Here is a 26,063-nt window from a genome sequence, read left to right on the forward strand (position 1 = left end):
ACATTCACGTATACGGAAGCCAAAGCATGCGGGACGCCGTAGAACGGATCGCAAATACGATGCCGACTGCCCTTACAGGTCTGACTGGGTACGTCCAGGTAGGCCCGGTTGATGCAGAGCGTTTCCGGGACGAACTTACACGGGTCCGCTCTGCCATCTGCTTTGATGTGTCGCCAGATGTTAGTGGGTGCCCCGCGCCAAGCTCCTAGCCTGTGGCTGCACAGGTCGGGCGAGTTCACTGGTTGACGGGGAAGCTCCGAGCCTTCGGCATGTCCTGCGAGAAACGTTGCCCAGGCCACGTGACGCGTCATATGTGAATACGCCTGCCTATAACAGCCCTCCGCAAATAGGGTTGCCGCCAAAAGATAGAAGGGTCCGTTCCGCTGTGGGAACGGACCCTTCTGGGGTCTATCCGAGTAAGTCTATTTGATCGGACTAGTCGGTGGTTTGCTGCGGAGGTCTCAGCGAACGACTCTAATCGGCGCTCTGGCTCTCAGAGTCTCTCAGCCATAGGTCGTCAGGGACGGCCGGCAAGAACGTCGGGCGTAGACCCAGCCTCCCTGTCATCTCCGAGATGAACTGCCGGTGATATGGATAAGATATCCGCGCGGCGGCCACGCGTAGCTCGTCATCAATATCTTGTAAATCGTCCGACTCCGAGACAGAGAAATTTACCTTATATGTGCATTTAAGAGTTACTGCTGCTTCATCATCGGAATCGAGAAGCTCCACAGTTGTACTGGTTAAACGAAGCAGTGGATAGCCTTCTGCGTTCGAGCCAGAAAATTGGAACCGCACGCGTTTGGTTCGTGGGAGATCGAACGTATTTGTCTCAACAGACATTTCATCGAGTAAGACGTTAGTAACTCGGTATTTCAGGTCATCGGGGTTCAGGGCTACGGACAGCTCTTCACTTGACATGCGTTTCCTCCTTTCGGGAACCGGGAGCAGAGGGATTCAAAGGAGCATCCCAATTGACCTCATCCCAATCGATTTCCCACGTATCTAACGCTGGCCGACGGGTAACGGCATGGAGTCCGGTGGTTTCATAGAAAGCTTCGTTGTCTTCGACCGGCACCAGGAAATCGATCGTGGCCGTGCTCACTCCGCTACGCCCTCCACGCGTTACCGTTACCGTGTCGGTGTGCATCTTTTTGCCCCGCCTCCGATTCCTGCGAGTTTTAGGGTCCCGCAGTGGAGGCACGGAGTCATCAGCGGGAACGACGAGAAGTTCAACACTGTAGCCGATAGCGCGCAGCATCTTCGCGAAGGTGGAAACTTGGACATTTCCATTCCCACTGAGGATTTGGGATACTCGACTTTCACCCACATTGAGTCGTTCTGCTAAGTCCTTTTGGGAAATTGAGCTTGCTTCCAGCGCGCGGTGAAGAACGGCCCTAACTTGCATCGCCAAACGAGCAGCGGCGAGCCCTTGCTGCCCTACAGGCGTCGACTCTCGCTCCTGGATGAGCGTTTGCGAACTCTGGCTATTTGTCATGAAGCAGATCCTCCTGCCTAACTATTCTTGTGAACTTCTTGTCCGGCTCGCGGGTTTGATTTCCATCTTTGCCCCAAAAGCATGCGAGACGAATGTGTTCATCAAATATCGGTATTTCATCCCAGTCCGGGTTCTTTGACAGGCTGAATCGGCTCGTCTTAGCTACGTAGTGGCCCTTGCCGTCAGTGTCGTAGAAAGCTGCCCGAAGCCAGCTAGCACGAAACTCCCAGACCCCTTGCTCGAGTTGATTCAACTCGTGCAGGACAGCAGGCTCACCGTTTTGAGCAAAATATTCGCAAATTACGAAGATCTCATCTATCAAATCAATCTGGTCAAGATCGGGAAGGGTCTTAGAGTGTCTATTCTCAAATTTGCCCTCCTTGAGCTCGTCCCAAGCTGTCGAAGAAGGTGACGTTACGCCGTCACTTCGCAGACCACACTCGATGACGTGCTCTGCGCCCTGAACGATCTTCCTTCGCACCACTTTACCCAATCGTAAACCCCCAAGGGAGAAACTAACAGTCACGCTTATTATGCGCGAAGCAGGGACTGTAGTGCTTACGCCGCGCAGTCATCGCCCCGCAGATCGTCCCAGGGGCCACGAGCACGCCAAACAGCAGCGGATTATGAAGCTGAGCCGGCGTCATCGGTTGACCACTTTACGAAGTCGTTCAAGCTGTCATCTGAGAGATTGGGCTCGTGCCCGTCCAAAGGGTCGCTGACGATCCCAATGGGGATACCAGGGCCCACCATGAGCCGAACGCGCTTGGGTTGCGTGCCTTCGAGGTCGAGAGTCACGTAACTGTAGCCACCAGCGTTCTGCATGGCTTGGATTGCGTTTGCCAGTTCATCGATCTTCACATTGTCCGGGATCGCTATATTTTGGCCCTGATAAATGATGTACGCCACGTTTGACTCCTTCGCTGCGCTTTTAATTGGTAGGTGTTCCGATTAGTATGCGGAACATGAGGAAAAATTGGGGGCTCATCCTGCTCGTGGTTGTTGGGCTGCCAGGATGTTCAACTGCTGCTAGTGAGTCCGCGCCGGCAGTATCTGCCCCGGCTCCTAGCCAAACTTCATCCACTGCTGTGGCACCTCTGTTAGCTTCGCCTGCTCCAACCGTGACGCTCCCGCCTGAATACTCTGACGAGAGCGCCCGGTCGAAGTTTCTCGAAGGCGTAAAGAAGAACTGGCGCGGTGACGCTATGCCCACCGATGATGCATTAGTACAAAGGGGCGCTGAGTCCTGCGCACTGTTCGGTCAAGGCCTCACGATGGGCGAGATAGGTGAACGCGGTGGTTCCACCGAAGTGGAGTGGGACAACGCGGGCGCTATCGCCGTGTACGCAAGCCGGACCTTTTGCACTGAGCACAACACAGACAACCTTTAGGGAATGATCTTCCTGAGGTTCCCGGATCCGTCCATGTAGACGTTCGGGGTGACTCCGGTCGTGGTCCCAGGGCTAGTGACTCTTAGTCCGCCTTGAACCTCCACAGCCCCTATGAGGTCGATGGCAGCGGCCTGCAACCCTGCTTTGCCACTCCTGGTGAAGACAAACGAGTTCCCAGCGGGGCCAGTGAGCTGCGGACCCGACGCCGTGCCCGACAGATAACCGCCCGCGCTAAACTGCACGCTCCCGCCGAACAATCCGGGATCGATTGTCATACCGCCTGCCTTAACCTTGCCCGTGGTCACGTTCAGATCATTCTTGAGCGTCGTCACACCCTCAACAGAAAGCGTGCTGGTGGTCTTCATCGGCCCGTTAACATTGAAGTCACCCGTAACAGTGGTGTCACCCGCAACCGTTGTCGTGCCATTCAAGTCAGTCGGGCCAGTCTGCGTGAAATGACCGGCAGAAGTGATGTCACCAGTGATCGTGGTCGGCCCGTTGATATCCGTTGGCCCGTTCAGGTTCACGTCACCTGTCGCCGTGAACGTGCCCGTCATGTTGATGACCCCAGAAGCGTTCAGCGTCCCTGAGACGGTAGCGGAACCGCTCACTGACAGCCCGCCATTTTCAATGGTGATCCCGCCGCCGCTATGCACGCGGATCCCACCGCGCCCCACGGCCATGTTGTTCTGATTCGAGGCAGCTTCCAAGGCTCGCAGGCGCCGCCACAGTTCGTCAAGGTTGCCCTGTGCCTGGTTATTGATTTTTCCCATGGCTAACCTCCAATCTGCTGGAACTGCAAGGTGATCCAGTCGCGGTCAAAGTCGAACTGGATGAGCCGCCAGTCATGCCAGCCAGCGGATAGGAAGCGCAGCCCGGAGGTCTTGAGATGTGCATTGCCGCCCAAAATAAACTGCCCGATCTTCACATCGCCGCCTGCCGGGATCTTGAAACTGATCTGCTGCACCGGCTCGTTCGCCGCGTTGAGGGCGCCTGTCACACGTGATTGGAGCTGCGCCGCGTTAGATGTGCCTGAGAAGCTAGGAACACTTTCCAAGGCTGGTGCGGTCCCGGTGAATGAGTCGGCAGCCCGGACTAGGATGTCTTCCCCGGACCCCTCACCCCTGCCGATTACCCGGTTAGTTACGTCTTCCGCCGTGGTGTCGAGTTTGAGCCCGTGAACTTCCATGTGAGTCGCTGTCGCGTCCCATTCCCACTCGCCCGAAGTCAACGAGCCGGAACGCATCACCCACCGGAACGACCCAGTGCCGCTGTCCCACTGCACATCAAAGTCGATGTCTGGTCCGCCGTCAGTGTCCATGAGTTCCTGCAAGGCATCGGCAACAGACTCAAACTTGTACCCGTAGTAAGTCCGTGAGTGAGGCCCCGCCACATCAGCGTTCATGATGAGCGGCAACGCGTACCGTGCCGCTGGTGTGCCGTTCATGCCGCGGGCAACCACCAGGTTCGCCAGAGTGGCTAGCGTCCTGTTGCTGTAAGTCATAGCCGGCGCGGACTGGGCGCCGTCGCCACGCACACTAAGCACGTGCCGGCGTTGCCACAGCCACCAAATGTCCTGATGGGTGACTGTCACGGTTTGCTCATCCTGGTCCTCTGCAACGCTTGTTATGAACCCGGCATAAACCGCGTTCCCATCCCACTCAGCAACAAGGATCCGCTCAAGCGGGGTAATGGATGCAGCCGTGACGACCTCAGCAACAGACGGATCACCGACCTTGAATGTTGCCGTGCCACCAGTGCCACCGTTGAGCCGGCGCCCACCCGTGAAGTTGAACGCAGGCAGCTCAATCTTGCCGCCCCACGTACCTGTACTAACGGAAAAATACCGCCATCCAGCCATTTGTGATTCCTCTATCTCATGATTTTGGGTACAAAAAAGCCCGCCATGAGCGGGCAAACATAGGTACTGCTATTCAGTTTTGGACTACCGTTGGTTGTGCTTCCCAAAGTCCCTAGGTCGGAAAGTTCCATCCAGAACCGCAGCCCATACTTCGACTTCTTCACCCCAGCCGTAATTGACGCCTTGGATCTTCACTCGTTTACAGACCCCGCCTTTGAACCAAGCTCGAGCAACCCCATGCGGAGTATCAAGGGATTGCTGAGTAACTCGATTCGGATCGGAATCAGCAGGCTTGACGGGGGCAATGGCGTTACGCCTCGCTAAGCGCCTACTGCTCATGTCGGATCACCCAGCCAAGAGACAGCATTCCAGCAGGTGTCAGACCAAGTTGCCCGCCTAGATGACGCATCTCTTGAGCCTGCCAAGCACTAGCCCCACCCTCGTAGACCGCACGGGCATGACACACGTAGGCAGCAACAGCAGGGATAAAACTGTCATCCCACTCATTCGCTTGCGTGTCAATGGCCAGTTGTTTCTGCCCATGGACGGCCACTAAAAGTGCCCGCTGGTGGCCAGTAAAACTGCCCGGTGATGGCCAACAGATCTGCCCACTGATTGGTTCGGCGGGATTGGCCATCGTGGGGTTGATCAGTTCAGTCGGGTTACTCCTTTCCCGGCGAGGGCCTGGGTGAGGCGGACGGAATCGCCGCTGGTCTGACAGACGTGGGCGTGGTGCAGCAGCCGGTCAACGGTGGCGGTTGCGAGGGTTTTGGGCATGAGCTCGTCGAATCCGGCGGGGTGGAGGTTGGAGCTGATCGCGATGGACCGTTTTTCGTAGGCTGCGTCCACGACCCGGTAGAGACCTTCGGCGGCGTCCGTGGCCACCGGCAACAGGCCAATATCGTCAATGACCACGAGCTCCGCGCGGAGAATCCTGGCCACGGCCCGGGTGACGCTGTCGTCGGTTCGGTGGGCGCGGATCAGGACGCCGAGGTCTTCGAGCCTGAACCAGGCGACCCGCATTCCGGCTTCAACGGCCTGCTGGCCGAGGGCTTCGAGGAAGAACGTCTTCCCGGTCCCGGAGGGCCCGCAGACGACGAGGTTTTCCCTGCGGGTGATCCATTCCAGGGTCCGGAGGGCCTGCTGGGTCGGGGCAGGGATGGAGGACGCTGCAGGGTCCCACGCCTCGAAGGTCTTCCCGGTCGGGAAGCCTGCTGCTTTGCGGCGGGAAGCGAGCATGGACCGGGCCCGACCGGCGGCTTCCTCGGTGAAGAGTGCTTTGATGACCTCGGTTGGTTCCCACCGCTGGGCGCGGGCGGTCGCGATCAGGTCCGGTGCCAGTGCACGGGCGTGGGGCATTTTCAGGGACCGCATAAGGGCTTCCAGGTCCGCCGGCAACGGCGGAGCGGCGGTGTTGGCTGTGGTGACGGGGCTCATCGGGCCTCCTCCGGCGTGATTTTGGTCGTGGTGTTGGTTGTGGTGTTCAGGGTCGGGTTGCCGATCGCGGCCCACGCGCCGGTTCCCTGAGTCAGGGAGGTGGCTTCGTTGGCCGCGTGGGTGGTCGTGCGGCGGATGTTGGCGTTCAGGATCGAGGCGAGGTCCTGGTGCGCGAACCGGCCATGTAGTGCGGCGTCGCCCAGGGCCCGGTCGACCTGGTCGGTGCCGGCGATTTTGGCCAGCGTGACGGCTTCTGCCATTTTCACGTTGATCCGTGCGGTCCCGGCCGCGGCGGCCTCCATCAGCCAGGTCCTGGCGCCTTCGCCGATGGCCAGGAACGCTGCCTCGTCCGCGCTGCGGGCCCTGACCTCGTAATCGCCGGGGACCCTGGTCCGGGTTCCCGGGAAGTGTTCGTCGTTGATGGCGGGACTGCCGGGCCGGGCCCGATCATGGCGGGCGACTTCGACGGGCCCTGCAGTGCCGTGGTGGACGATGATGACCTGCTCGCCGGGCCCGGTCCCGTGGGTGCGGACGAACACCCGGGCTCCGAGCAGGTGGGCCGGGACGGAGTACTGGGCGTTTTCGAAGGTGACCATTGGGGTGTTCTCCGGAACCATGCGGGCGAGTCCGAAGGCGACCGTGTGGGCGGTGTCCGGGATACGGTGCAGCCGCGGGGCTTCCTCGGCGAGCATGGCTGCGGGTTTGCGCCGCGTCGTCCGGTGCTCACGGTGATTGACCTCGTCCATGAACGCCGTGCAGGCGGCCTCGAGCTCGGCGAAGGTGGCGTATTCGTCGCGGAGGTTGGTGTCTTTGGGCACGAGGTCGGCCTTGGCGAGCTTCACGGACGCTTCCACCCCGCCTTTGGTGGCCGGGTCCGCGGGCTGGCAGGTCAGCACGGTCACCCCGTAGTGCCGGGCGAAGTCCAGGGTCTGCTGGTTCCGCACCGGGACCCCGGCAACGTGGGAGGTGGTCACGGTCTTCTCGTTGTCCGTGAGGACATAGGTCGGTGCTCCGCCGAGGATCCGGAAGCACCGGTCCAGGGCCGCGAACACGCTCGGCGCCGTCCTGTCCTTGAGCGGGATCACGATGCGGAAGCGTGAGAACGCCAGCCACGCCACGAACAGGATCGTCTTCACCCCGCCGATCCGTGGCCCGTCGCCGAAGTCGTACTGCAACCACATCCCAGGTTCAGTGATCCACGGCCGATGGACGCGGGTGTGGCCCAGCCGCCACGCGTCCTTGACCTGCGCAATCGCCCGGCGGGTGGAGCGCTCCGAACCCGCATAGCCCAGAGCGAGGAGCTTCTCGTGGGCCTTGTCAGCGCGGATCCGGCCCTTGGAGGCTTCCACCCATTCTTCGATCTTGGGCAGGAACGGGTCGGTGACCCGGCCCCGTGCCGTCGGTTCCCCGATCGGCCGGCCTGCGTCCCGGGCGGTCACGTGTTTGGCAACAGTGTGGTGCGAGCAGCCCGTGAGCTCCGCAGTGGCGCGCAACGATCCGGTCAGGTCGTAGGCAGCAAGAATTTCCATGATTTCTCCGTCAGACTTCATACAGGGCCTCTTCCTGGTTCGCTTGGTGCGCTTAGACACCGTCATCAAACCCCAGGGAGAGGCTCCCACCGCTTAAGACGCGGTCGGTTCAGTAAGGAAGTGGGCAGATCTCATGGCCACCATCGGGCAGTTTTACTGGCCGTCAGTGGGCACTTTCGTGGCCGCCTATGGGCAGTTTTTCATGGCCGCTAACACTTGCGGTGATTTCCATAGATTTCGCCACAATTTGCGGTCTTCTGGGGACCAGGTTCCCGATTTTGGGAGCTGTGGCACAGGAAAGTCACAGCCGTCGGCAGGCAATTCGATGAGTCCAGAACGCGCGCCAGGACTGCGATGCCGGGAATTCGGTTTGGTTGGGTTAGGTTTCGGGCCAGGCACTCTGGCCTCCTTTCAGTTGGGTCTATCCGCTTGCCGCGCACCTTAAAGCCCTCACCGGCGGGTAGGAGCAGGGCACCCCTTAGGAGGGAGGGGGTGGGGTATGCGCCCTTTATTGGTGGGCTGCTTTGCCTGCTGCGCTTCTGTTGCAGCGTTGGTGTTCTGGGCCTCTGACTATGCTTCGGTCATGGTCGTCGTGCCCTAGGTCGAACGGTTCGCCGGGATGTATGGGTGTGAGGCAGCGCCAGCAGTTGACTTCGCCGGTAGCTACCATGCGTACCCACATCTTGCGTTCAGCCTGGAACTCCCTGCCGTACCCTCGCTCAGCTTTCGTTCCTCGTGCCTTGTCGGCTGCTCTTGCATGGGTAGTGCAGCGTGAGGCTGTGGTGATTGCTGGGCATCCGGGTTGAGCGCATATCTTCTTGGCTCTGGCCATGGCGAGTCTTTGCCTTTCAGTAATGATTTGGAGAGAAGCCGGTGGACGCTGGCACTGGCTGTAATCTGTGCTTAGTTTGTTGGTGTTGATGAGGGGGAACTGTGCAGTTCAAGCGTTCTGCTGGGTTGTTCATTACAGGTGTTTGGCTCTCAATTGGCGGCACAGTTGTCAGTTGGTTTGGCGTGATGACTGGTATCTCGTCATCGAATTCATATTTCAGTAGTGGGCCGGATGCTGGTTCTGTGTTTGCGATGCTGCTTGGCGGTGCTGCCGGGCTCGCTGGTCTCATATGTTTGGCCGTGGCAGCGCACCGGGCCTTGTACAAGATCGATGCCCTCTACGTGCCGGTAAAGATGGATGGCGTGTACGTTCCCGCCCCGCAGCAGCACGTACCTAACCAGGCGCCGTATCCGCCTGCTTATCCACCTATGCATGGCCAGGGTTTCCAGCCATAATCAGGTCCTCATTGATGCAGATAGAGAGGATCCTGCTATGGCCCGTTATCGAATCACCGTTACTCAGGTGATTGAGATTGAGCAGGAGAACTTGCAAGCCGCCGCGATAGGGTTTCCTACCGTTCTTTCGAAGATTACCGATCCAGATATGCGGATGGCCCTTGCTTCTGACCCGGAGCAAGCTGCCCTTCTGTTGTCTCTCGAGCTGTATGACCAAGCACTGATGGTGTTGCCTGGCGCCCAGGTGAGGGTGCCACCAGAGTTTCACATGGAAACTATTTAGACAGTTGGAGGTTGTGCCCGTAACTGCCTTAACCCAGCTACGGACACAACCACAGAGGATCCATTCTTTGTTCGCAGGATCTATATGGTGGTCAAGTGAATAGTGATGATGCATTGCCCAAGCGCCTACGGTTCCTGACTGTGGAGCAGGTAGCTGATGAGCTATCGGTGGGAGTTCCTACGGTCCGCCAGTTGTTGAAGTCCGGTGAGTTGCGTGGGTTGCAGATCGGTGGTCGGGGAATCTGGCGTGTTGGGGCTCAGGACGTGGAGGACTTCATTGAGCACGCCTACCGGATTACGGCGGATCGAATAGCAGCGGGCGAAGTGCCAGACGATGAGCCCCCCGTTGGATCGGAGCAGAGGTAGCGGCATGGGGCCAGAACTGTCGTTCAACATGGCTTTGGCAGCTTTACTCTTAACTCTCGGGACCATCATCGTCACCCTGATGAACTTCCATAAGTCAGCGGGGCGCGTCACTGTCGAAATGAATGCTGCACTCCTCGATCCGGCTAGAAGCCTGCTATCCAACAACAAAGGAAAGTGGGGACTGGACACGCAGGATCATGGTCGAAGGGGAATTGAGCTAGCCAAGATCGTCATAGAAAATCCGGGTCGCACCGGCGCGACTATCACCGGTGTCGCGTTTCGCATTGAAGGAGCCAAAGACCCTGACCTGGCCATGGGCGTTGTCCCGCTTGAAACGAGGCACCTCGGACACACAACCACAGCCATCGGCATTCCCCACAGACTGGAGCCTTACGACCAGGTGGTCTATCTTGTGGATTTCTGGTCAGCCGTGCGGAGTACCTTTGCAGACGAACCCAACCTTCGACAATTGAACATATTGGCTACCGTCAAGGTCGCCGGACAACCCCACCCCTATACCTCCACTAATCACGGCTATTGGACTATCCGTAGGGAGTGGGCATCGGTAGTGGCGCCATATCAAAAGCAGACGGCCCAAAACGTCATCCTAGAGGCGCTGACGAACGTGTTTAGCAACTCAGGGCAGAATTCGTACCTGATCGACATTGCCTCCGAAGTCGAGCGAAGGCTTAACGCTGAAAGCTCGTCAACTGACATCACAACCACTTTGCAGAACGTACTTGGCCCCGGCGGACCGTACAACAACCGCGAGCTTCTGGGTGATTACGATGTGCTCTCACTGGTGTGGTTTGGCAATGATGTCAAGCAGCGCTTCGAAGAAATAGGGGCCAATTTGATCTGGTCAGTCCCGCTTACAGTCCCGAAGAACAGCGCGCCTGAGGAGGTAACACCTTAGGCTTCAGCGGCGATGGCTTCAATTTGTGATTCGATGTGGATGTTGCCGATTTCGTGGGGCTTTTCGAGGTGGAAGGCTAGGGAGTTTTCGAAGGCCTTGCCGAGATTGGTTTCGTTTTCGGGGCTGTCCTGGTTGAGGTACCAGAGTTCTTCGACCATTGAGCCGTAGTAGGGGTGGGCTTCGATGTAGGAGTTGGCAACGTTGACCCAGCCGGCCTCGAGTGCACGGTTGACTACGGCGGCGGCAAGAATGTTGTCGCCGGAGAGCTGTGCGCGGTCGAATAGCTGAGCGGCTTTGGCTTCGTCATCCGTTCCGAGGTTGCCTACACGGTCCTGCGCGTCACGGTATGAGATGACATCCTGCGGGCCAGGGTTCCCGGAGAGGCCGAATACCGTTTTGCGGATGTGGTTTATCCGGTTGGTGCGGGTGGCGGCTTCCTGCTTTTCGAGCTTGCTTACCTCCTTCTTGTTGCGTAGGTAGAGCGCGGCGATCTGTGCGCGTTTGCCGGCGGGGCTGAGATTGCGGTCGTTGCGGATTGATTCGAGCTGTTCCCGCTGCCCGCTGCGGAGCTTTTCGGCTGCAAGGGCTTCGGTGGTTTGGGTGATGTCGTACTTTGCCATTGTGGTTCTCCTATGCCGCTTTGGCGGCTTTGAAATGTTCGATGTCTTCGGTGGTGATGCGCCAGCGTCCGTCCAGGTTGGTGGCGTGCAGGCGTTTCTCTTGGATGGCTAGGCGTACAGCCCTGTCGGTGATGCCGAGCCGTTCGGCGGCGTCTGTGGTGCTGTACCACTTTGATTCTCGCGTGGCTTCCGGTTCGGGCGCTTGGCTGCTTCCGGTGGCGGCAGTGCGCCATGTAAGTGCCGCGAGACGTAGAGCGTTCAGGACACTATCCACTTCCGGATCCGCGCCGCGGGCATTGATACGGATTTGGTTAAGGCTGGCGTTTCTCTCAAGCCACGCTGCTACTCGGGCCGGGACGATGACGACCGGGGCGCCTACACCATGCACATAGGCCGCTGGTGGACGGATGGGCGTAGTCATTCAGCAGATCTGCCTTTCGGTTGCGTCGATGAGTTCGTTTGAGAGTCTTATGGCGTCTTCGATGGTGAGGACGGACAGGACGTGTCTGTCTCGGAAGACGATGACGGCAGGTGCTACTGTTCCGTCGGGCTTTTGGATGATGCCGGGGCGGGAGAAGGTGCGAAGCGCGCCTTCCATGTTTTGCGAGTACCGTTCGGGTCGTGCGCGGAACGGGTTGTCGTAGTGGTGGGTCATGCGGCTCCTTCTTGCCTGGCTTCGAGGATCCGCATAATGACGCTCTGTGGGTCTGCTACGGGTATCTTTCCCTTGTCCCGACCGCTGAACTTGGCTAGAAATGGGCCGATCAGTTCGGGAGCTAGTCCGAGGGGGTTTTCTTCGTGGTACTGATCCCAGGTTCCATAGCTTCGGAGCTTTGCGAGTTCATTGACGATCATGTTCACGCTGCCGGCGCATACTCTTTGGGCCATGTGGCAGCCGTAGGTTTGGCCTTCGCGGCTGATGTCCCACCAGATACGGGCAAACTCATTGACCCCTTCTACTTCGAAGCTGATCTGTTTGTGTTCGTTGGTGGTGCGGAAGGGGCATTCGTAGCAGGGTTCGGCGGCGGCTGGCTTGTCGGGGATGTCCGGGTCGACTTGTGTTCGCCTTGTCATGTCGTTCTCCGGTTGGTCGCGGCGATTTCAGTGAGGGGCAGCAGGTCGGTGAGCGGAAAGTCGATTTGTGCCACGTCACCTGACTGCTGGGCGGCGACTGCTTCTCGTTGTTTCGACGCTGAGAGGAATTGCTGGGCCGCCGTTGTGTTGATCTGGAAGCGTACGTAGGCGCCTGCCGTCTCCATTGCGGTTTTGTAGTGCACCTGGAATTCCTCTGGGTCGGGTCCCACGAGGAACGGCAGCCGCTCGGGGAATCTCGCATCTATGACTTCACGGAAGTTCTGGCACGAACTGATTGTCTGAATTCCGGCGTTACTCATTGCTGCCAGGAGTGGGCGTATCCGAGTGTCCACGGTGGTATCTGTTCCGTCTGCCAGCCGTAGAGAACTAGCCCGGTGCATAGCTTCATATGTTGGCGGTTCGCCCAGAACATTGAACATACGTTCTACGCCTGCGATACCGAACACCCAGTAGGGCGAGGTCACGTCAACGTCCGTTGCTGGGTCTCGTATGAGGTCAGAATCGAAGCTTTCGGGGGTGATGAACTCCGGTCCGGTTTCGCCCTTGATTCGGCTACTCAGAGTCTTTAAGGCTGTCTGGGAGAGGCCTGTAGGGCGTGCCTGAATGTACTCGTTGTGGCTGCTGTAGGTGGCTGCTATTTCCAGCTCCCGCGCGATAGCTAGGGTCGAGCCTGCGCATTCTGGACGTGCCCCTGTTTCGATGGGTGTCACGTATCCCATGGCTTTCGTGCTTTCGTCATGGAGGTGAATGTCCGGGGCGAATATATGGCAGGCGAAAAATCCGCCGTTCGCGATACCGCGCCAGTCAGCTATGAACTGGTCGTCATAGTTGCCGCTGGTATGTTCCCTGCCGGCGTTACTCTTCCGGAACGGGCACTCCTGGCAAGGGTTGCCGGCTGCGGGGGTGCATTCAGTCATGCTCGCCTCTCTCGCTGCTGGTACATGGATAGTTGGGCTTCTGCGGCCCTTGCACGGCGCATCCAGTGCGTGGCTTCCTGCTGGGCGTGTTCAAATTTGAGGCGGTAGGTTTCGGCCTGGGCGGGCCAATCCCATTGCTGTAGAACTTTGGGCTCGTAGTCGTAGCTCATGGTCGGCCTTTCAGGTGTTTGCGTTCGCGGTCTACGTTGGTTGCTGCTTGATTGCCCACGGGATCCTTGTGGAGCGTGGTTTTCCCGTAGTGGCGTTCGGGAGTGGTCTTCGTTGCTAAGAGCTGCTGCAAGTAGGTATTAGAGAGGTTGCGGTAGTGGATCGTTTGCCGCTTCCAGTACTCAGCTAGTTCAGCGTCGGTCATTTGTTGTTGATTCATTCCGCCGCCGCGTCCCCTCGGTTCGTTGGCTGGTTGGTGTCGATGACCTCTAAGAGCTTCACAAGCTCGCTGTGGAGGTCGGATAGGTGTTGCAGTGCCTCGGACTCGGTCAATCCCGTCGCTTTGGTCTGTGTTGAGTTGAGCAACATCGGCGGCGGAAAGAAGATCCCATTTTTGAGTGTGTGACCGTAGCCCACCGTGTCCCCACCGTGTCCCGGCACACTGGGGAGTGTCTGAGTGTGTGTGTCCCGTTCCGATTCTTTAGAACGGGACACGCTTACACTCACGCTGCGATCAGTTCTGTTGAAGGCTTAGCCCTAAAGGGCTTTATGAGGTGATGCTCGTGAGCGTTCCGGGCGCCAGGGATGATGCTTAGGTATCCGTCTGCTTCGAGGAGGGATATAGCGGCACGCTTGTTCTCGTCCTTGCCCGAAACCAACTGGTTGATCTTGCGGAAGCTGGGTGGTGTAGGTGCATCTTCTACACACTTGGAAATAGCCTCCATCAACTCGACTGGGAGGCCGTTGCTGTCAGCCTTCCTCTGCGGTGGATCGACAGTGAACAGGATCCTGTTGGAAACCGTTGAATCGATCGTCACTATGGCTGCTTCTTGCGTGCGGTCACTCTTGCGCCACTCTCCAGACATCGGACGGACCTGACCGGGCCTGTCTTTGCCAACTCGCAGGGCTACCTTGCCGATCATTCCCACGCCCACAGGACTGATGATTTCGATCATGTACGCGGCGCCTGTGAGATACGACATCTTGGCCTGAGCGCCGATAGCGAAACGCCCCCTACCCTCCGCGGACTTCGTTACGTGATCCACGACCACCACCGCGGCGCCGGTCCTGGCAGCTATCTGGCGTGGAACCTTCCGGCCCCATGCGGTCACTTCATCGTTATCAATCGACTTCACCCCGAAGACCGCGAAGGCCTCAGTTACGCCGTCAATGACAGCCAAGGTGTACTTGTTTCTCAGGAGCTGTTGCCACTCTGAGTTCTCATCGGCAAAAGATACGGGGTCTACATCGGGCCGAATGTAGTCGAGGTTGTCTTTGATGTCCTCGGGGCTAGCACCCAGCATCAAAAGGCGGGCAATTACTGATGCTGCGTCGGATTCGAAGTCGATGTACAGGCAGCGGTTGCCAGCCATGATCTGCCGTGCCGTTTCGGCTTGGGCAGTCATGCTCTTGCAGGATTCGGATTCCCCGTTGAAGGCGTGGACCATGCCGGCGTAGAGCAGGCACCTTCCATCCGTCCGGGCCATGATTGACGGCCTTAGCGGCTTGTGAGCCCCATTGAGGTATGCGGTGAGGTCTAGGGGTTTCCATGACGGGGGTGTTGGGAGCAGTTGGTCATTCGGCATTCGCTGTCCTAGTCGTCTTGTGACTGGCTTATGAGTTTGTTGTGGTGTTCGGCCCCTGCTGCTCCCAGGGGCCGAACGTTCAAGTGGTCATGCTGCTTTGAGGTTGGGGACCTCTCCCATAAGTCGGAGGATTCCGGTTAGTTGTTCCTTTTCCTCGTCAAGGCGCAGCAACTTTGCTTTGGCTTGTTCGAGGGTGAGGGTTTCGATGTGTTCGCCGTTGTCAGCAACCAGTTGTATAGAGAAGCCAGAGAAGTCCCAGGAAGCTGAGGTGCTGCCGTACTCGGGGCCGTACCAGACAGGTTCTGTGTGGTCGAAGCTGAGTTCGTATCCAGCCGGGACGGAAGTGAATTCGTGCTGCGTTGAGATCATTTGAATTGAGGCCTTTGGTAGTCAGACTGTGATGGGTTTGTATTGCGTCCTGTTCCGCTCCCCCCTCAGAGGGCGGTTCAGGGGTTTCGCGTCAGCTTGGTGGGCTGATAGCCGCGAGTATTTCGCTGGTCCGGTACAACTGCTGCGATCCGTCTTCCAACATGATCAGCACCAGGCCCGGGCCAACGAGGTCAAAAGTGATGGGGCTCGTCCCCGTGGTGCTCCTGACCGTGGTAGCCATCGAGCATCACGCGGCGCTTTGCTCGAATGCTTGGTTGATGTAGTCGCTGATGTCCGATTCGCGGAATAGTCGGCGCCCCCCGATTTTGGCGGAAGGGGGCGCTGTGCCGTTGTGGATCATCCAACGCAGTTGTGATTCCGACTTGCGTAGGCGGGCCGCAGTCTCTGAGAGCGTAAGCAAGGTGGCGATTGCCAATGTCATGGGAACCTCCTTCTCATAAGAAACACTTGTTGTTCCTTACTTGATTCCATTATGACCATTGTTTCTTGTTGTCGTCAACTATGGATTCTTGTAGGCTGTCGTACATGTCAGTTAGAGATGAGCAGATCGGCCAAAATATAGTGCGGTTGCGGGGTGAACGTTCCCAGCAATGGGTTGCAGACCGGATGCGAGAAAAGGGCTGGAAGTGGGCGCAAGCAACTGTCTGGAACGTTGAGAAAGGCGAACGTCCTTTACGCCTAGCAGAGGCAGAGGGGTTGGCGGATATCCTGGCGATTAGTGTTGAGCAGATCCTGCAAGCTCCCGATGTGCTTGGGCACGAGGATCAACTCCAAATCTGGACAAGGGACATCGAAAGCTCGTTCCTTAAGATCGCCGACCTGACAGAGGAACTGCTTGGACAACTGGAGCTGTTGGGTTATGCCCTGGAAGACCTGCCTGACAGCATGGACTCTTCGAACTACTGGGTAGATCTAGCCGTAAAGGCGCAACTCAAAACCCCCGAGCAGGCTGTGGTGAGGGGCCGTGCGGAGCGTGAAATGCAAGCTAGAGGGCTCAAACCCGTCGATGTGATTGCCGAGTTTGGCTCTGTCGAGAATTGGTTCAGCACCAGCACTTCATCTCGGGAGGGCAGAGATGGCGAGCATCCAGAAGCGTGAGAATGGTTCATGGCGAGCCCGTTACAGAGATGAAGCCGGCAAGGAACATGCGCGGCACTTCCCGCGGAAGATCGACGCTCAGCGCTGGTTGGACGAGGTAACCGCGTCCGTCGTCACTGGCAGCTATGTGGATCCGAAGTCGGGCCGCGTCACCCTAGCATCGTTCTTTGAAGATTGGTCCACTAGGCAGCTCTGGGCGGCTGGAACGTCCAAGGCCATGAGCTTAGCTGTCCGCTCGTGCACGTTCGCTGATGTGGAATTCCGCAACCTGAAACGCTCACACGTTGAGGCGTGGGTGAAGAAGATGAGTCAGGACGGTTTAGCGCCCGGAACGGTCAAGACTCGCTATAACAATGTCCGCTCTGTGCTGCGTGGTGCACGCAATGACCGAATGCTGGCTACGGACCCCGCTGACGGCGTCTCGCTGCCCCGTGCACGCAAGGCCGAGCACGCGATGAGCATTCCCTCCCCCGCGGACGTTGGCGCCCTCCTAGGGTCTGCTGAGTCGTGGTTCAAGCCGTTCGTTGCAATGTGCGCTTTTGCAGGCCTGCGCTTGGGTGAGGCAGCGGCAATCCAACTCGGAGATATTGATTTCCTGCGCCGCACGCTTGCTGTTCAGAGACAGGTCCAGCGGGCAGGCAAGGGCGAGGTGAGCATCACGTTGCCAAAATACGGTTCTGAGCGTCTGGTGCACATCCCTGATGGGCTCGTGCAGATCCTCGCCGCCCATGTGCAGCACGTCGGCGTGCATGGAGAGCAGCAATGGTTATTCAGCGGAGAGCAGGGTCTACCGCCGCATCAGAACACTTCGGGCTATTGGTGGCGCAAAACAGTAAAGGCCGCAGGTCTTGAAGCTGTGAGACTCCATGACCTGCGGCACTTCTATGCGTCAGGGTTGATTGCTGCCGGCTGCGATGTCGTCACGGTTCAGCGGGCGTTGGGCCACTCCAAGGCAACGACCACACTTAACACCTATGCGCACCTTTGGCCCACCGCCGAAGACCGAACCAGGTCTGCTGCCGGCGCCATGATGGATGACGCCCTCGGCATTTCTGCGGACTCCCTGCGGACTCAACAAGCCTGACCCCAGCAAACAGGCCGGAAAACGGGCTAAATCACACGTTGAAGCGGAACTCCACCACATCGCCGTCGGCCATCACGTACTCTTTACCTTCGATCCGGACCTTGCCGCGGGACTTTGCCTCCGCCATGGAACCGGCGTCGATCAGGTCATCGAAGGAGACAACCTCGGCCTTGATGAAGCCTCGCTGGAAGTCGGAGTGGATCACGCCGGCTGCCTGGGGAGCGGTGTCACCCTGACGGATGGTCCACGCACGGGTTTCCTTGGGGCCTGCCGTGAGGTAGGTCTGCAGGCCGAGGGTGTGGAAACCGACGCGCGCCAGCTGGTCGAGGCCGGATTCGGACTGACCGTTCATTTCCAACATTTCGCGGGCCTCTTCCTCGTCCAGTTCCACGAGGTCGGATTCCAGCTTGGCGTCAAGGAAGATTGCGTCAGCAGGGGCAACCAGGGCACGGAGTTCGTCCTGCTTCGCCGGATCGCCAAGGATGCCTTCATCCGCATTGAAGACGTAGATAAACGGCTTGGCGGTAAGAAGGCCCAGCTCCTTGAGGTGACCCATCTCCAGCTTGTCGCTCTTGATCGAGGAGAAGATGGTGTCGCCGCGTTCCAGGACAGCCTGTGCCGCCTTGATGGCTGCGAGCTCGGCAGCTTCCCGTTTCTTGATCTTGACTTCTTTTTCGATGCGCGGAATCGCGTTCTCGATGGTCTGGAGATCTGCCAGGATCAGCTCTGTGTTGATGGTCTCCATGTCGGAGCCCGGATCAACCTTGCCATCGACGTGGATGACGTCGGGATCGTCAAAGACACGGACGACCTGTGCAATGGCCTCGGCCTCGCGGATATTCGCCAGGAACTTATTGCCCAGGCCTTCGCCCTCGGATGCACCCTTCACGATGCCGGCGATGTCCACGAAGGACACCGGAGCGGGAAGCATCTTCTGGGAACCGAAGATTTCGGCCAGCTTTGCCAGGCGGGGATCCGGAAGATTCACGACTCCGACGTTGGGTTCAATCGTTGCGAACGGATAGTTCGCTGCGAGCACCTGGTTGCGGGTCAGTGCGTTGAAAAGAGTTGATTTGCCGACGTTGGGCAGTCCGACGATGCCAATAGTAAGAGCCACGAGCATTGATTCTACCCGTTGGAACCTTGTCCTTGCTTGTTACTGCCCACGATGCGCGCCCACCGCGGTGGCCTCACCAAAACTGTCGTACCCCTGTGACAAGGTTGCTGCATGGATGGATTTGGATTGGTTTTGGCCCTGCTCATGCTGTTGATCGGCGCCGCCATAGGTCTGGCAACGGGCTATGTTGTCTTTCGACGCCGGGGCGCTGGCTTGGAGGAAGACTTCGACGCCGTGTCGGCGCGCCTCTCGGAGGTGACCGCGCAGCTGGCAGCCGCCGACGCCGAACGGCGGCTTTTGTTCACGCAGAACCGCGAGTTGACGGCGTCCAGGAACTCGGATGGCAGTGTTTTACGGGCGTTGGGCCCGGTTGCTGAGAAGCTGACAGCGGTGCAGCAACAAGTCTCGCTGCTGGAACGTGACCGGGTAGAGCAATACGGCCAACTTGCCCAGCAGTTGCAGGATGCCCGGTTGTCTGACGAGCAGCTCTTGCGGTCCACACACGCCTTGGCCTCGGCCCTGCGCTCCAACAGTGCACGCGGCCAATGGGGCGAAGTACAGCTCCGCAGGGTCGTGGAGGCTTCAGGAATGCTGAGGCACGTGGACTTCCATGAACAGGTGCATTCAGGCCGGACCGAGACCACGCTTCGGCCGGACCTCGTAGTCCAATTGCCAGGTGGCAAGCAATTGGTAGTGGATGCCAAGGTCCCGCTCGCCTCTTACCTCGCAGCGCAGGAACAACTGCACGAAGACGGTGCTTTTGGGGAGTCGGTGGCACCTGCCAGCAACCATGATTCAAAGACCTTGCTGTCACAGCACGCCAAAGCGCTGAAGTCCCACATCGATGCTTTGGCGGGCAAGAAGTACTGGGACATTCCCGGCAACTCCCCTGAGTTGGTGATCTGCTTCCTCCCTGCTGAGTCCATCCTGGCGTCAGCCCTCGAGGCAGATCCCGCGCTGTTGGAGTACGCCCTGTCCCGCAATGTGGTGTTGGCGTCTCCCGGGACCCTGCTGGCGGTCCTGAAGTCGGTGGCCTTCACTTGGCGCCAGGATGTCCTCACAGACAGCGCCCACGAACTGTTCGAGCTCGCCAAGCAGCTGTACGAGCGCATGGGTACTTTGGGTGAAAATGTCGGCAAGCTGGGCAGTTCCCTGAAGACGTCCGTGGACCGCTACAACGCGATGGTGGGCACGTTGGAAGCCCGGGTCCTGCCGACCGCGCGCAAACTGAACACCATGGAAGATGCCGGCCTTGCAGCGCCGATGTCCGTTGAGGCAGTCCCCCGCGCTTTGGCAGCTCCTGAGCTTCTGGCTGAGGAGAACGAAGAGTCCGCGGCATAGCGAAACCGGCCCGCAGCACCGCTTCCCCTGTGGAAGCCGATGGCTGCGGGCCGGTTTCTTTGAGTTCGTAGTGTGGAGCGAGGGGCGTTAGGACGTTGCCCGGTTCCCGCGGCCGCCGAGCGCACGCGTCACATCGCCGGCTTTCTTCAACGTGGCCCTCAGCTCCTTGGGAAGTGAGAAGAGGAGATCTTCCTCTGCCGTCACGATTTCCTGCACTTCGCCATAGCCGTAGTCAGCCAGCAGCCGCAGGACATCCTTGACGAGTACTTCAGGGACAGAGGCACCCGAGGTCACACCGACCGTGGCGACGCCCTCGAACCAGGCTTCGTCCACTTCGTTGGCGAAGTCCACGCGGTATGAGCTCTTGGCGCCGTACTCCAAGGCAACCTCAACCAGGCGCACGGAGTTGGACGAGTTGGCTGAACCCACCACGATCACGAGGTCAGCTTGGGGGGCAATCTTCTTTATGGCCACCTGGCGGTTGGTGGTGGCATAGCAAATATCGTCGCTGGGCGGGTCCTGGAGGGTCGGGAACCGGTCCTTGAGGAGACGGACCGTCTCCATGGTTTCGTCCACGCTCAGCGTCGTTTGGGAGAGCCAGATGGTCTTCTCGGGGTCGCGCACGGTGACCTTGTCCACCTCGTGCGGGCCGTTGATGATCTGGATGTGATCCGGTGCTTCACCGGCTGTTCCTTCGACTTCCTCGTGGCCTTCGTGGCCGATCAGGAGGATGTCGTAGTCATCCTTGGCGAAGCGCACAGCCTCCTTGTGAACTTTAGTGACCAGCGGGCAGGTGGCGTCGATGGTACGGAGACCGCGGTCTTCAGCAGACTGGACCACAGCCGGAGATACACCGTGCGCGGAGAAAATGACCAAGGCGCCCTCGGGGACCTCATCTGTTTCCTCGACGAAGATGGCTCCCTGTTCCTCAAGGGAGCTGACCACATGGACGTTGTGCACGATCTGTTTGCGGACGTAGACCGGAGGCCCATAGTGCTCAAGGGCTTTTTCTACAGCAATGACTGCCCTGTCCACTCCGGCGCAATAGCCGCGCGGCGCCGCCAGCAGAACCTTCTTGGGACCCGTGACGGGTGCCGCTGCCTGTACCTCTTCCGGAGATCGCCGTCTGCGCGGCACCGTGGGCATAGGAATGGAAACTGCTGTGCTGGTCATGTCTCCATGCTACCGGCCCGGCCTTTAACTTCGGGCCGAACGTGACCCTCGTCGCCCTGAGACCACTCCCGCTATGACGCCCACCACCAGGACGGCCCCGGACACCAACGCTGCGATCCATACCCACTGGCCAAAACCGTTGCGGGCCGTGGTGAGGAACTCGTTCTTGAACAGTTCTGCCACGCCGTTGGCGCTGGCAAGGCTTCCGACCATTCCACCAGCGAGGTCTGCTCCCGCCGTCCAGAGGGCTGCCAGCGCCAATCCCCCCAGCCCAAGGAAGACCAAAGCCAGCGACCGTCGTCGTGCAGCCGCCAATGCCAGAAGGGCAGACACCAGCGCCCCGGCAGCGGCTATCCACCACAGCGGCGCGAAGGCTGCCACGCGTTCCACGAGTTGCCGGTGCGAAGGCTCCCCCAGAGAGACAAGGCTCTCCGCGGGGACATTGAGCCTGATCCGCGTAGCCTCGGCAAAATGATCACGGATCAGCCGCACAAGGGGCCCTATGTCCAACACGAGTGCTGTGGACGCCGCCGATTCTTCCGCCCGGGCGACCGTCCCAAAGTTCAGCCTGTGGCTGTTCCGTACGGTTTCCTCCCAGGCTTGCGGATAGTCACTCCACGACTGCATGCCCGTGGCCGCGTTCCGGAGCGCGTCGGCCGCCAGGGATTGGATGGGGCCGGGCAGATCCACGGAGGGCTCAAAGGTGCCCACTGCGGCCGTAGCCAAACGGTTCTGGAATTCGGGATCGTTGCCCAGCGAGCCGGCGATCCGAACGAATCCCTCTTCTTTGACAATGTTCTGGTCCACCCACGCCGCAGGAACAGCGACGGCTGTGAGCAGAAGGGCGAGGATCACTCCCAGTGCTGAAACAAAAGTACGCAACGTCGTCCTCGGGGTCGTGGGCTGTGCCACCATCCTAGGTCTGTCCACATGATCGGAAAAATGTCAGGGTCGGCATGGAAGCTATGGATAGAGTTGGAAGGCGGCCGGCAACCAAGACCGCATCCCGGAGCGAGGACACATCATGCAGCAGCAATCACGGAGACTGGAACAGGCACGGACCGCCCATGTCCGCTGAAGCGACTCCGGAATCAACATTGCCCGGGACGGCGGCCGAAACCAGCCCCGATAACCCCTGGCCGCTCCAACTGCTGTCCCGCAAGCTGAAAGCCCACATCGAGCGTGCGCCGGCGGCGTGGATCGAAGGCCAGGTTATTGAGCTGAACCGCCGGGGCGGCAACGCCTTCCTGACACTGCGTGATGTTGACGCCGAGATTTCCCTGCCGGCGTCGGTGTGGTCCACGGTGTTGGACCGTCAAAAAATACCCCTTGAACGCGGATCCCGCGTGGTCGCACTCGTCAAGGCGGATTTCTGGGTCAAAACAGGGCGCCTGAACATGTCCGTCAAGGACATCCGTCCGGTGGGCCTGGGTGACCTGCTGGCGCGGATTGAACGGCTGAGGCAAGCCCTCGCGGCCGAAGGCCTGTTCGCTGACTCCCGGAAACGCAAGCTGCCGCTGCTCCCCCACCGCATCGGCCTCATCACCGGCCGGGACTCGGACGCCAAGAAAGACGTCCTGCGTAATGCTGCGTTGCGCTGGCCGGCGGTTGAGTTCGATGTCCACGAAGTCGCTGTCCAAGGCAACACCGCTGTCTCTCAGATCATCGCAGCATTGAAGAAGCTCGACGCAGACCCTCAGGTAGACGTCATTGTCATGGCACGCGGCGGTGGGGCGTTGGAAGACCTCCTCCCGTTCAGCAACGAGGACCTCATCCGCGCAGTATCTGCCGCCACCACTCCGGTTGTCAGTGCGATCGGGCACGAAGCCGACCGACCCATCCTTGACGACGTGGCGGACCTTCGCGCGTCAACGCCCACCGATGCCGCCAAGCGGATAGTTCCTGACGTAGCCGAGGAACTGGCCATGGTCCGTCAGGCCAGGGATCACCTCCGCAGAAGCATCGGCAGGATGGTGGACCGGGAGACGGACCGCCTCCATGCCTTGAAGTCACGGCCGGTCCTGGCGACGCCGGCTTCCATGGTGGACGCCCGGGCGGATGACATCCACCGGCTGCAACGGCGCTCCCATTCGGCAGTCAACACGGCCGTCGTCCGGGCCCTGGATCAGGTCCACCACTTGCGCGCACAGGTCAGGGCCCTGTCTCCGCAAAAAACACTGGACCGCGGCTACGCCGTGGTCCAGATTGTTGGTGAGGACCAGGCCGGGCACACAGTAGTGAGCAGTCCAGAGGAAGCCCCCGACGGAACCGCACTGGCGATTCGAGTAGCCGAAGGTCGCTTCAGGGCAGTTTCCACGGGCCAAGGACACATAGTGGACCGTTGATGAACCGGTCACCATCATCATCACCGAACACAAAGGACATCATGACCGAGAACAACTCATCCGCAGCTTCACCGGAATCCCTCGACTCGTTGAGCTACGAGGAAGCCCGGGAGCAACTCATGGGCGTCGTTAGCCGCTTAGAGGCAGGGGGTGCCAGCCTGGAAGAATCCTTGGCCCTGTGGGAACGGGGCGAAGCACTGGCCAAACGCTGCGAGGACTGGCTGGAGGGCGCCCGCAAACGCCTGGCTACCGCCCGGGACGCAAGCAACGACGCCGGTGCTGCCGCGCAGTAACGCCCAAGCAGGACCGCATCGAGCAGCCCAGGGTGCGGATTCCTAGGAAGCCACCACCAAAGCGCGTTCCGCAGCGACGTCGAACTCGGCCTTGGGCCAGTCCAACTGGAGTCCTTCAAGGGCATCCAGCAGCAGCTGTTGCACTGCGATGCGCGCGTACCACTTCTTGTTCGCCGGAACCACGTGCCAAGGTGCTGTATCTGTTGACGTTTTCTCGAAAGCAACACCGTAGGCGTCCATATAGTCGTCCCAGAACGCACGTTCAGCAAGGTCGCCGCTGCTGTACTTCCAGTGTTTGCTGGGATCGTCCAAGCGGGCGACAAGCCGTTCTTTCTGCTCGTCCTTGCTGATATTGAGCATGACTTTGACGATGGTGGTGCCCTGGTCTGCGAGGCGGGCTTCGAAGTCGTTAATGGCTGCGTAACGGCGTTCCAACTCCGAATCGTCCGCCCAACCATGCACGCGATGGATCAGGACGTCCTCGTAGTGTGAGCGGTCAAAAACCCCCACCATTCCGGCTGCGGGAGATTGTTTCTCGATCCGCCACAGGAAGTCGTGCGACTTTTCCTCGTCCGTGGGCGCCTTGAACGCCGACACTTGAACGCCTTGCACGTCCATGGCACCCACCACATGGCTGACAATGCCACCCTTGCCGGCGGTATCCATCGCCTGCAGGATCAGCAGGAGCCTCTTGGGGCTGCCAAAACGGCCTTGGGCAAAGAGCTTCTCCTGCAGTTCTGCCATCTGCGCGTCCTGGGCTTCAAGCAACGCCTTGCCGTCAGCTTTCGCGCCGGGATACCCGGGGGTTGAGTCCGGGTCCACGCCGGCCAGCGAGAACCCGGGCCCGACCCTCAATACCTCAGCGGGACTCTTGGCAAATTCAACTGCAACAGCCATGGGGTGTGCCTTTCCGCAGGGCCGCGCCCTCATGGAACGACCATGGACCTCAGGCTAGTTGCCCGGGTACCTCGACAGGAAGTCCGCCATGCGGCCAATGGCCTCTTCAATGTCTTTGACGTTGGGCAGGGTGACCATCCGGAAGTGGTCCGGGCGCACCCAGTTAAAAGCCCGGCCGTGGGAAACCAGGATTTTCTGTTCCTTCAACAAATCGAGGACAAACTTTTCGTCGTCCCGGATGTGGTAGACCTCGGGGTCCAGTTTCGGGAACAGGTACAGTGCGCCCCTGGCCTGCTGGGTGCTGACACCGGGAATGGCGTTCAACAGGTCGTAGGCCTTGTTTCGCTGTTCCAGGAGCCTGCCGCCGGGCAGGATGAGGTCGTTGATGCTTTGGTATCCACCGAGGGCTGTTTGGATGGCATGTTGCGCGGGAACGTTGGCACACAAACGCATGTTGGCCAGGAGGTTGATGCCTTCGAGATAGTCGGCGGCGTCCTTCTTGGGCCCCGAGATAGCCATCCAACCGGCGCGGTATCCACAGACCCGGTAGGCCTTGGACAGGCCACTGAACGTCAGGCACAGGACGTCGTCACCGGTGAGCCCGGCGAGGTTGGTGTGGACGGCGTCCTCGTAGAGGATTTTCTCGTAGATCTCATCGGCAAAGAGCACCAGGCCGTGTTTCTCGGCGAGAGCGACGATTTTCTTGAGCGTTTCTTCCGGGTACACCGCGCCGGTGGGATTGTTGGGGTTGATGACCACAATCCCCTTGGTGCGCGGAGTGATCTTGGCTTCCATGTCCTCAAGATCGGGCTGCCAGCCGGAATCCTCGTCGCAGAGGTAATGCACGGGTCGCCCGCCGGCCAAAGCAACGGAAGCAGTCCACAGCGGATAGTCCGGTGTGGGAATCAAGACCTCATCGCCGTCTTCCAGGAGCGCCATGAGGGACATGGTGATGAGCTCGCTGACGCCGTTGCCCAGGTAGATGTCATCAACGTGGATGTTCTGGATGCCACGGGTCTGGTAGTACTGCGATACAGCGGTCCGGGCCGAGAAGATCCCGCGCGAATCGCTGTAACCCTGGGCGTTGGGCAGGTGGCGGATCATGTCCACCAAAATGGCGTCGGGCGCTTCAAAACCGAAGGGAGCCGGGTTTCCGATATTCAGTTTGAGGATCCTGTGACCCTCTGCCTCCATCTGTTGGGCGGCCTGAAGAATCGGTCCACGGATGTCGTAAAGGACATTATGAAGCTTGGTGGACTGCTTGAATTTCGCCATCCCTCAAATATGCCACACGGGTGATGGACTTCAGCTGAGACTTAACTCACAGAAACGACGACGGCGGTGACGGTCCCGCGTGGGGCCGTCACCGCCG

General features: G+C 59.4%; 31 protein-coding genes. 8 read left to right on the forward strand and 23 right to left on the reverse strand.

The window, feature by feature from the left end; translation table 11 throughout:
* Nucleotides 1-474: 474 nt before the first annotated feature.
* From AYX22_RS14980 to istA, 8 genes are all read right to left on the reverse strand, one after another.
* Nucleotides 475-921: a hypothetical protein gene (locus AYX22_RS14980; protein WP_207594131.1), complete on the reverse strand. Its 447-nt coding sequence runs from the start codon at nt 919-921 to the stop codon at nt 475-477.
* The gene (locus AYX22_RS14985) at nt 911-1,498 is read right to left on the reverse strand and encodes a helix-turn-helix transcriptional regulator (protein ID WP_207594132.1); all 588 of its coding nucleotides are present in this window, start codon (nt 1,496-1,498) and stop codon (nt 911-913) included. Before AYX22_RS14985 ends, AYX22_RS14980 begins: the two co-directional genes overlap by 11 nt.
* Nucleotides 1,488-2,024, reverse strand: coding sequence for a hypothetical protein (locus tag AYX22_RS14990; protein WP_156424646.1), 537 nt, complete (start codon nt 2,022-2,024; stop codon nt 1,488-1,490). The genes AYX22_RS14985 and AYX22_RS14990 overlap by 11 nt, the downstream gene beginning before the upstream one ends.
* A 98-nt stretch (nt 2,025-2,122) precedes the next feature.
* On the reverse strand, nt 2,123-2,407 hold the full coding sequence (locus tag AYX22_RS14995; protein WP_207594133.1) for a hypothetical protein: 285 nt from the start codon (nt 2,405-2,407) through the stop codon (nt 2,123-2,125).
* Between the two features lie 478 nt (nt 2,408-2,885).
* Complete coding sequence (locus AYX22_RS15000) at nt 2,886-3,662, reverse strand: hypothetical protein (protein ID WP_207594134.1); 777 nt, start codon at nt 3,660-3,662, stop codon at nt 2,886-2,888.
* Nucleotides 3,663-3,664: 2 nt separating this feature from the next.
* Complete coding sequence (locus tag AYX22_RS15005; protein ID WP_207594135.1) at nt 3,665-4,750, reverse strand: hypothetical protein; 1,086 nt, start codon at nt 4,748-4,750, stop codon at nt 3,665-3,667.
* A gap of 648 nt (nt 4,751-5,398) precedes the next feature.
* Complete coding sequence (gene istB / locus AYX22_RS15010; RefSeq protein WP_071416162.1) at nt 5,399-6,187, reverse strand: IS21-like element helper ATPase IstB; 789 nt, start codon at nt 6,185-6,187, stop codon at nt 5,399-5,401.
* The gene (istA, locus tag AYX22_RS15015) at nt 6,184-7,737 is read right to left on the reverse strand and encodes an IS21 family transposase (protein ID WP_071416161.1); all 1,554 of its coding nucleotides are present in this window, start codon (nt 7,735-7,737) and stop codon (nt 6,184-6,186) included. Before istA ends, istB begins: the two co-directional genes overlap by 4 nt.
* Nucleotides 7,738-8,980: 1,243 nt before the next feature.
* Between istA and AYX22_RS15020 the strand changes: the two genes are divergently transcribed.
* From AYX22_RS15020 to AYX22_RS15030, 3 genes are all read left to right on the forward strand, one after another.
* Complete coding sequence (locus AYX22_RS15020; RefSeq protein WP_207594136.1) at nt 8,981-9,286, forward strand: hypothetical protein; 306 nt, start codon at nt 8,981-8,983, stop codon at nt 9,284-9,286.
* Between the two features lie 95 nt (nt 9,287-9,381).
* Nucleotides 9,382-9,651: a helix-turn-helix domain-containing protein gene (locus AYX22_RS15025; RefSeq protein ID WP_207594137.1), complete on the forward strand. Its 270-nt coding sequence runs from the start codon at nt 9,382-9,384 to the stop codon at nt 9,649-9,651.
* Between the two features lie 4 nt (nt 9,652-9,655).
* Nucleotides 9,656-10,567: a hypothetical protein gene (locus tag AYX22_RS15030; RefSeq protein ID WP_207594138.1), complete on the forward strand. Its 912-nt coding sequence runs from the start codon at nt 9,656-9,658 to the stop codon at nt 10,565-10,567.
* Here the strand turns inward: AYX22_RS15030 and AYX22_RS15035 are convergent.
* From AYX22_RS15035 to AYX22_RS15080, 10 genes are all read right to left on the reverse strand, one after another.
* Nucleotides 10,564-11,187, reverse strand: a complete 624-nt coding sequence (locus AYX22_RS15035) for a hypothetical protein (RefSeq protein WP_207594139.1) — start codon at nt 11,185-11,187, stop codon at nt 10,564-10,566. The two genes, AYX22_RS15030 and AYX22_RS15035, sit on opposite strands and share 4 nt — an antisense overlap.
* A gap of 10 nt (nt 11,188-11,197) precedes the next feature.
* Nucleotides 11,198-11,608 (reverse strand): helix-turn-helix domain-containing protein, encoded by a 411-nt coding sequence (locus AYX22_RS15040; protein ID WP_207594140.1) that lies wholly within the window; start codon nt 11,606-11,608, stop codon nt 11,198-11,200.
* Nucleotides 11,609-11,842: a hypothetical protein gene (locus AYX22_RS15045; protein ID WP_207594141.1), complete on the reverse strand. Its 234-nt coding sequence runs from the start codon at nt 11,840-11,842 to the stop codon at nt 11,609-11,611. It abuts the gene before it with no gap.
* A complete protein-coding gene (locus AYX22_RS15050) occupies nt 11,839-12,261 on the reverse strand; it encodes a DUF6283 family protein (RefSeq protein ID WP_207594142.1) in 423 nt (140 codons plus the stop codon). Before AYX22_RS15050 ends, AYX22_RS15045 begins: the two co-directional genes overlap by 4 nt.
* On the reverse strand, nt 12,258-13,199 hold the full coding sequence (locus AYX22_RS15055) for a hypothetical protein (protein WP_207594143.1): 942 nt from the start codon (nt 13,197-13,199) through the stop codon (nt 12,258-12,260). The genes AYX22_RS15050 and AYX22_RS15055 overlap by 4 nt, the downstream gene beginning before the upstream one ends.
* A complete protein-coding gene (locus AYX22_RS15060) occupies nt 13,196-13,369 on the reverse strand; it encodes a hypothetical protein (protein ID WP_207594144.1) in 174 nt (57 codons plus the stop codon). The genes AYX22_RS15055 and AYX22_RS15060 overlap by 4 nt, the downstream gene beginning before the upstream one ends.
* Nucleotides 13,366-13,572, reverse strand: coding sequence for a hypothetical protein (locus tag AYX22_RS15065; RefSeq protein WP_178997038.1), 207 nt, complete (start codon nt 13,570-13,572; stop codon nt 13,366-13,368). The genes AYX22_RS15060 and AYX22_RS15065 overlap by 4 nt, the downstream gene beginning before the upstream one ends.
* 298 nt (nt 13,573-13,870) lie before the next feature.
* The gene (locus AYX22_RS15070) at nt 13,871-14,854 is read right to left on the reverse strand and encodes an AAA family ATPase (protein ID WP_207594145.1); all 984 of its coding nucleotides are present in this window, start codon (nt 14,852-14,854) and stop codon (nt 13,871-13,873) included.
* 186 nt (nt 14,855-15,040) lie between these two features.
* Nucleotides 15,041-15,322, reverse strand: a complete 282-nt coding sequence (locus tag AYX22_RS15075; protein WP_207594146.1) for a hypothetical protein — start codon at nt 15,320-15,322, stop codon at nt 15,041-15,043.
* 247 nt (nt 15,323-15,569) lie between these two features.
* Complete coding sequence (locus AYX22_RS15080; protein ID WP_207594147.1) at nt 15,570-15,764, reverse strand: helix-turn-helix domain-containing protein; 195 nt, start codon at nt 15,762-15,764, stop codon at nt 15,570-15,572.
* Nucleotides 15,765-15,868: 104 nt separating this feature from the next.
* Between AYX22_RS15080 and AYX22_RS15085 the strand changes: the two genes are divergently transcribed.
* Nucleotides 15,869-16,441, forward strand: a complete 573-nt coding sequence (locus tag AYX22_RS15085; RefSeq protein WP_207594148.1) for a hypothetical protein — start codon at nt 15,869-15,871, stop codon at nt 16,439-16,441.
* Nucleotides 16,419-17,525, forward strand: a complete 1,107-nt coding sequence (locus AYX22_RS15090) for a site-specific integrase (protein ID WP_242703350.1) — start codon at nt 16,419-16,421, stop codon at nt 17,523-17,525. Before AYX22_RS15085 ends, AYX22_RS15090 begins: the two co-directional genes overlap by 23 nt.
* 31 nt (nt 17,526-17,556) lie before the next feature.
* Here AYX22_RS15090 and ychF read toward each other — a convergent pair whose 3' ends face one another.
* Complete coding sequence (gene ychF, locus AYX22_RS15095) at nt 17,557-18,642, reverse strand: redox-regulated ATPase YchF (protein WP_207594149.1); 1,086 nt, start codon at nt 18,640-18,642, stop codon at nt 17,557-17,559.
* A 111-nt stretch (nt 18,643-18,753) separates the two neighbouring features.
* Between ychF and AYX22_RS15100 the strand changes: the two genes are divergently transcribed.
* A complete protein-coding gene (locus tag AYX22_RS15100) occupies nt 18,754-19,983 on the forward strand; it encodes a DNA recombination protein RmuC (protein WP_207594150.1) in 1,230 nt (409 codons plus the stop codon).
* An 87-nt stretch (nt 19,984-20,070) separates the two neighbouring features.
* Here AYX22_RS15100 and AYX22_RS15105 read toward each other — a convergent pair whose 3' ends face one another.
* Entirely contained in the window at nt 20,071-21,156 is a 1,086-nt protein-coding gene (locus AYX22_RS15105; protein WP_207594151.1) for a 4-hydroxy-3-methylbut-2-enyl diphosphate reductase, read from the reverse strand.
* 24 nt (nt 21,157-21,180) lie between these two features.
* Nucleotides 21,181-22,038 (reverse strand): hypothetical protein, encoded by an 858-nt coding sequence (locus tag AYX22_RS15110; RefSeq protein WP_242703351.1) that lies wholly within the window; start codon nt 22,036-22,038, stop codon nt 21,181-21,183.
* Between the two features lie 185 nt (nt 22,039-22,223).
* Between AYX22_RS15110 and xseA the strand changes: the two genes are divergently transcribed.
* Together xseA and AYX22_RS15120 are read left to right on the forward strand one after the other, a co-directional pair.
* Nucleotides 22,224-23,501 (forward strand): exodeoxyribonuclease VII large subunit, encoded by a 1,278-nt coding sequence (xseA, locus tag AYX22_RS15115; RefSeq protein ID WP_207594153.1) that lies wholly within the window; start codon nt 22,224-22,226, stop codon nt 23,499-23,501.
* Between the two features lie 41 nt (nt 23,502-23,542).
* Nucleotides 23,543-23,794, forward strand: coding sequence for an exodeoxyribonuclease VII small subunit (locus tag AYX22_RS15120; protein ID WP_207594154.1), 252 nt, complete (start codon nt 23,543-23,545; stop codon nt 23,792-23,794).
* A gap of 42 nt (nt 23,795-23,836) precedes the next feature.
* On the opposite strand, the gene AYX22_RS15125 is transcribed toward AYX22_RS15120, so the two are convergent.
* On the reverse strand, nt 23,837-24,691 hold the full coding sequence (locus AYX22_RS15125) for a polyphosphate kinase 2 family protein (RefSeq protein WP_207594155.1): 855 nt from the start codon (nt 24,689-24,691) through the stop codon (nt 23,837-23,839).
* Between the two features lie 54 nt (nt 24,692-24,745).
* Nucleotides 24,746-25,966, reverse strand: coding sequence for a pyridoxal phosphate-dependent aminotransferase (locus tag AYX22_RS15130; RefSeq protein ID WP_207594156.1), 1,221 nt, complete (start codon nt 25,964-25,966; stop codon nt 24,746-24,748).
* Nucleotides 25,967-26,063 lie beyond the last annotated feature (97 nt).

The sequence above is a fragment of the Arthrobacter sp. D5-1 genome, from assembly GCF_017357425.1.
Classification (GTDB): Bacteria; Actinomycetota; Actinomycetes; order Actinomycetales; family Micrococcaceae; genus Arthrobacter.

Coding starts and splice junctions, on each gene's coding strand:
- AYX22_RS14980 (WP_207594131.1), bottom strand. CDS start 921: ATGTCAAGTGAAGAGCTGTCCGTAGCCCTGAACCCCGATGACCTGAAA.
- AYX22_RS14985 (WP_207594132.1), bottom strand. CDS start 1,498: ATGACAAATAGCCAGAGTTCGCAAACGCTCATCCAGGAGCGAGAGTCG.
- AYX22_RS15000 (WP_207594134.1), bottom strand. CDS start 3,662: ATGGGAAAAATCAATAACCAGGCACAGGGCAACCTTGACGAACTGTGG.
- AYX22_RS15005 (WP_207594135.1), bottom strand. CDS start 4,750: ATGGCTGGATGGCGGTATTTTTCCGTTAGTACAGGTACGTGGGGCGGC.
- istB (WP_071416162.1), bottom strand. CDS start 6,187: ATGAGCCCCGTCACCACAGCCAACACCGCCGCTCCGCCGTTGCCGGCG.
- istA (WP_071416161.1), bottom strand. CDS start 7,737: ATGAAGTCTGACGGAGAAATCATGGAAATTCTTGCTGCCTACGACCTG.
- AYX22_RS15020 (WP_207594136.1), top strand. CDS start 8,981: ATGGCCAGGGTTTCCAGCCATAATCAGGTCCTCATTGATGCAGATAGA.
- AYX22_RS15030 (WP_207594138.1), top strand. CDS start 9,656: ATGGGGCCAGAACTGTCGTTCAACATGGCTTTGGCAGCTTTACTCTTA.
- AYX22_RS15035 (WP_207594139.1), bottom strand. CDS start 11,187: ATGGCAAAGTACGACATCACCCAAACCACCGAAGCCCTTGCAGCCGAA.
- AYX22_RS15040 (WP_207594140.1), bottom strand. CDS start 11,608: ATGACTACGCCCATCCGTCCACCAGCGGCCTATGTGCATGGTGTAGGC.
- AYX22_RS15045 (WP_207594141.1), bottom strand. CDS start 11,842: ATGACCCACCACTACGACAACCCGTTCCGCGCACGACCCGAACGGTAC.
- AYX22_RS15050 (WP_207594142.1), bottom strand. CDS start 12,261: ATGACAAGGCGAACACAAGTCGACCCGGACATCCCCGACAAGCCAGCC.
- AYX22_RS15055 (WP_207594143.1), bottom strand. CDS start 13,199: ATGACTGAATGCACCCCCGCAGCCGGCAACCCTTGCCAGGAGTGCCCG.
- AYX22_RS15060 (WP_207594144.1), bottom strand. CDS start 13,369: ATGAGCTACGACTACGAGCCCAAAGTTCTACAGCAATGGGATTGGCCC.
- AYX22_RS15065 (WP_178997038.1), bottom strand. CDS start 13,572: ATGACCGACGCTGAACTAGCTGAGTACTGGAAGCGGCAAACGATCCAC.
- AYX22_RS15070 (WP_207594145.1), bottom strand. CDS start 14,854: ATGGCCCGGACGGATGGAAGGTGCCTGCTCTACGCCGGCATGGTCCAC.
- AYX22_RS15075 (WP_207594146.1), bottom strand. CDS start 15,322: ATGATCTCAACGCAGCACGAATTCACTTCCGTCCCGGCTGGATACGAA.
- AYX22_RS15080 (WP_207594147.1), bottom strand. CDS start 15,764: ATGACATTGGCAATCGCCACCTTGCTTACGCTCTCAGAGACTGCGGCC.
- AYX22_RS15085 (WP_207594148.1), top strand. CDS start 15,869: ATGTCAGTTAGAGATGAGCAGATCGGCCAAAATATAGTGCGGTTGCGG.
- AYX22_RS15090 (WP_242703350.1), top strand. CDS start 16,419: ATGGCGAGCATCCAGAAGCGTGAGAATGGTTCATGGCGAGCCCGTTAC.
- AYX22_RS15100 (WP_207594150.1), top strand. CDS start 18,754: ATGGATGGATTTGGATTGGTTTTGGCCCTGCTCATGCTGTTGATCGGC.
- AYX22_RS15105 (WP_207594151.1), bottom strand. CDS start 21,156: ATGACCAGCACAGCAGTTTCCATTCCTATGCCCACGGTGCCGCGCAGA.
- xseA (WP_207594153.1), top strand. CDS start 22,224: ATGTCCGCTGAAGCGACTCCGGAATCAACATTGCCCGGGACGGCGGCC.
- AYX22_RS15120 (WP_207594154.1), top strand. CDS start 23,543: ATGACCGAGAACAACTCATCCGCAGCTTCACCGGAATCCCTCGACTCG.
- AYX22_RS15125 (WP_207594155.1), bottom strand. CDS start 24,691: ATGGCTGTTGCAGTTGAATTTGCCAAGAGTCCCGCTGAGGTATTGAGG.
- AYX22_RS15130 (WP_207594156.1), bottom strand. CDS start 25,966: ATGGCGAAATTCAAGCAGTCCACCAAGCTTCATAATGTCCTTTACGAC.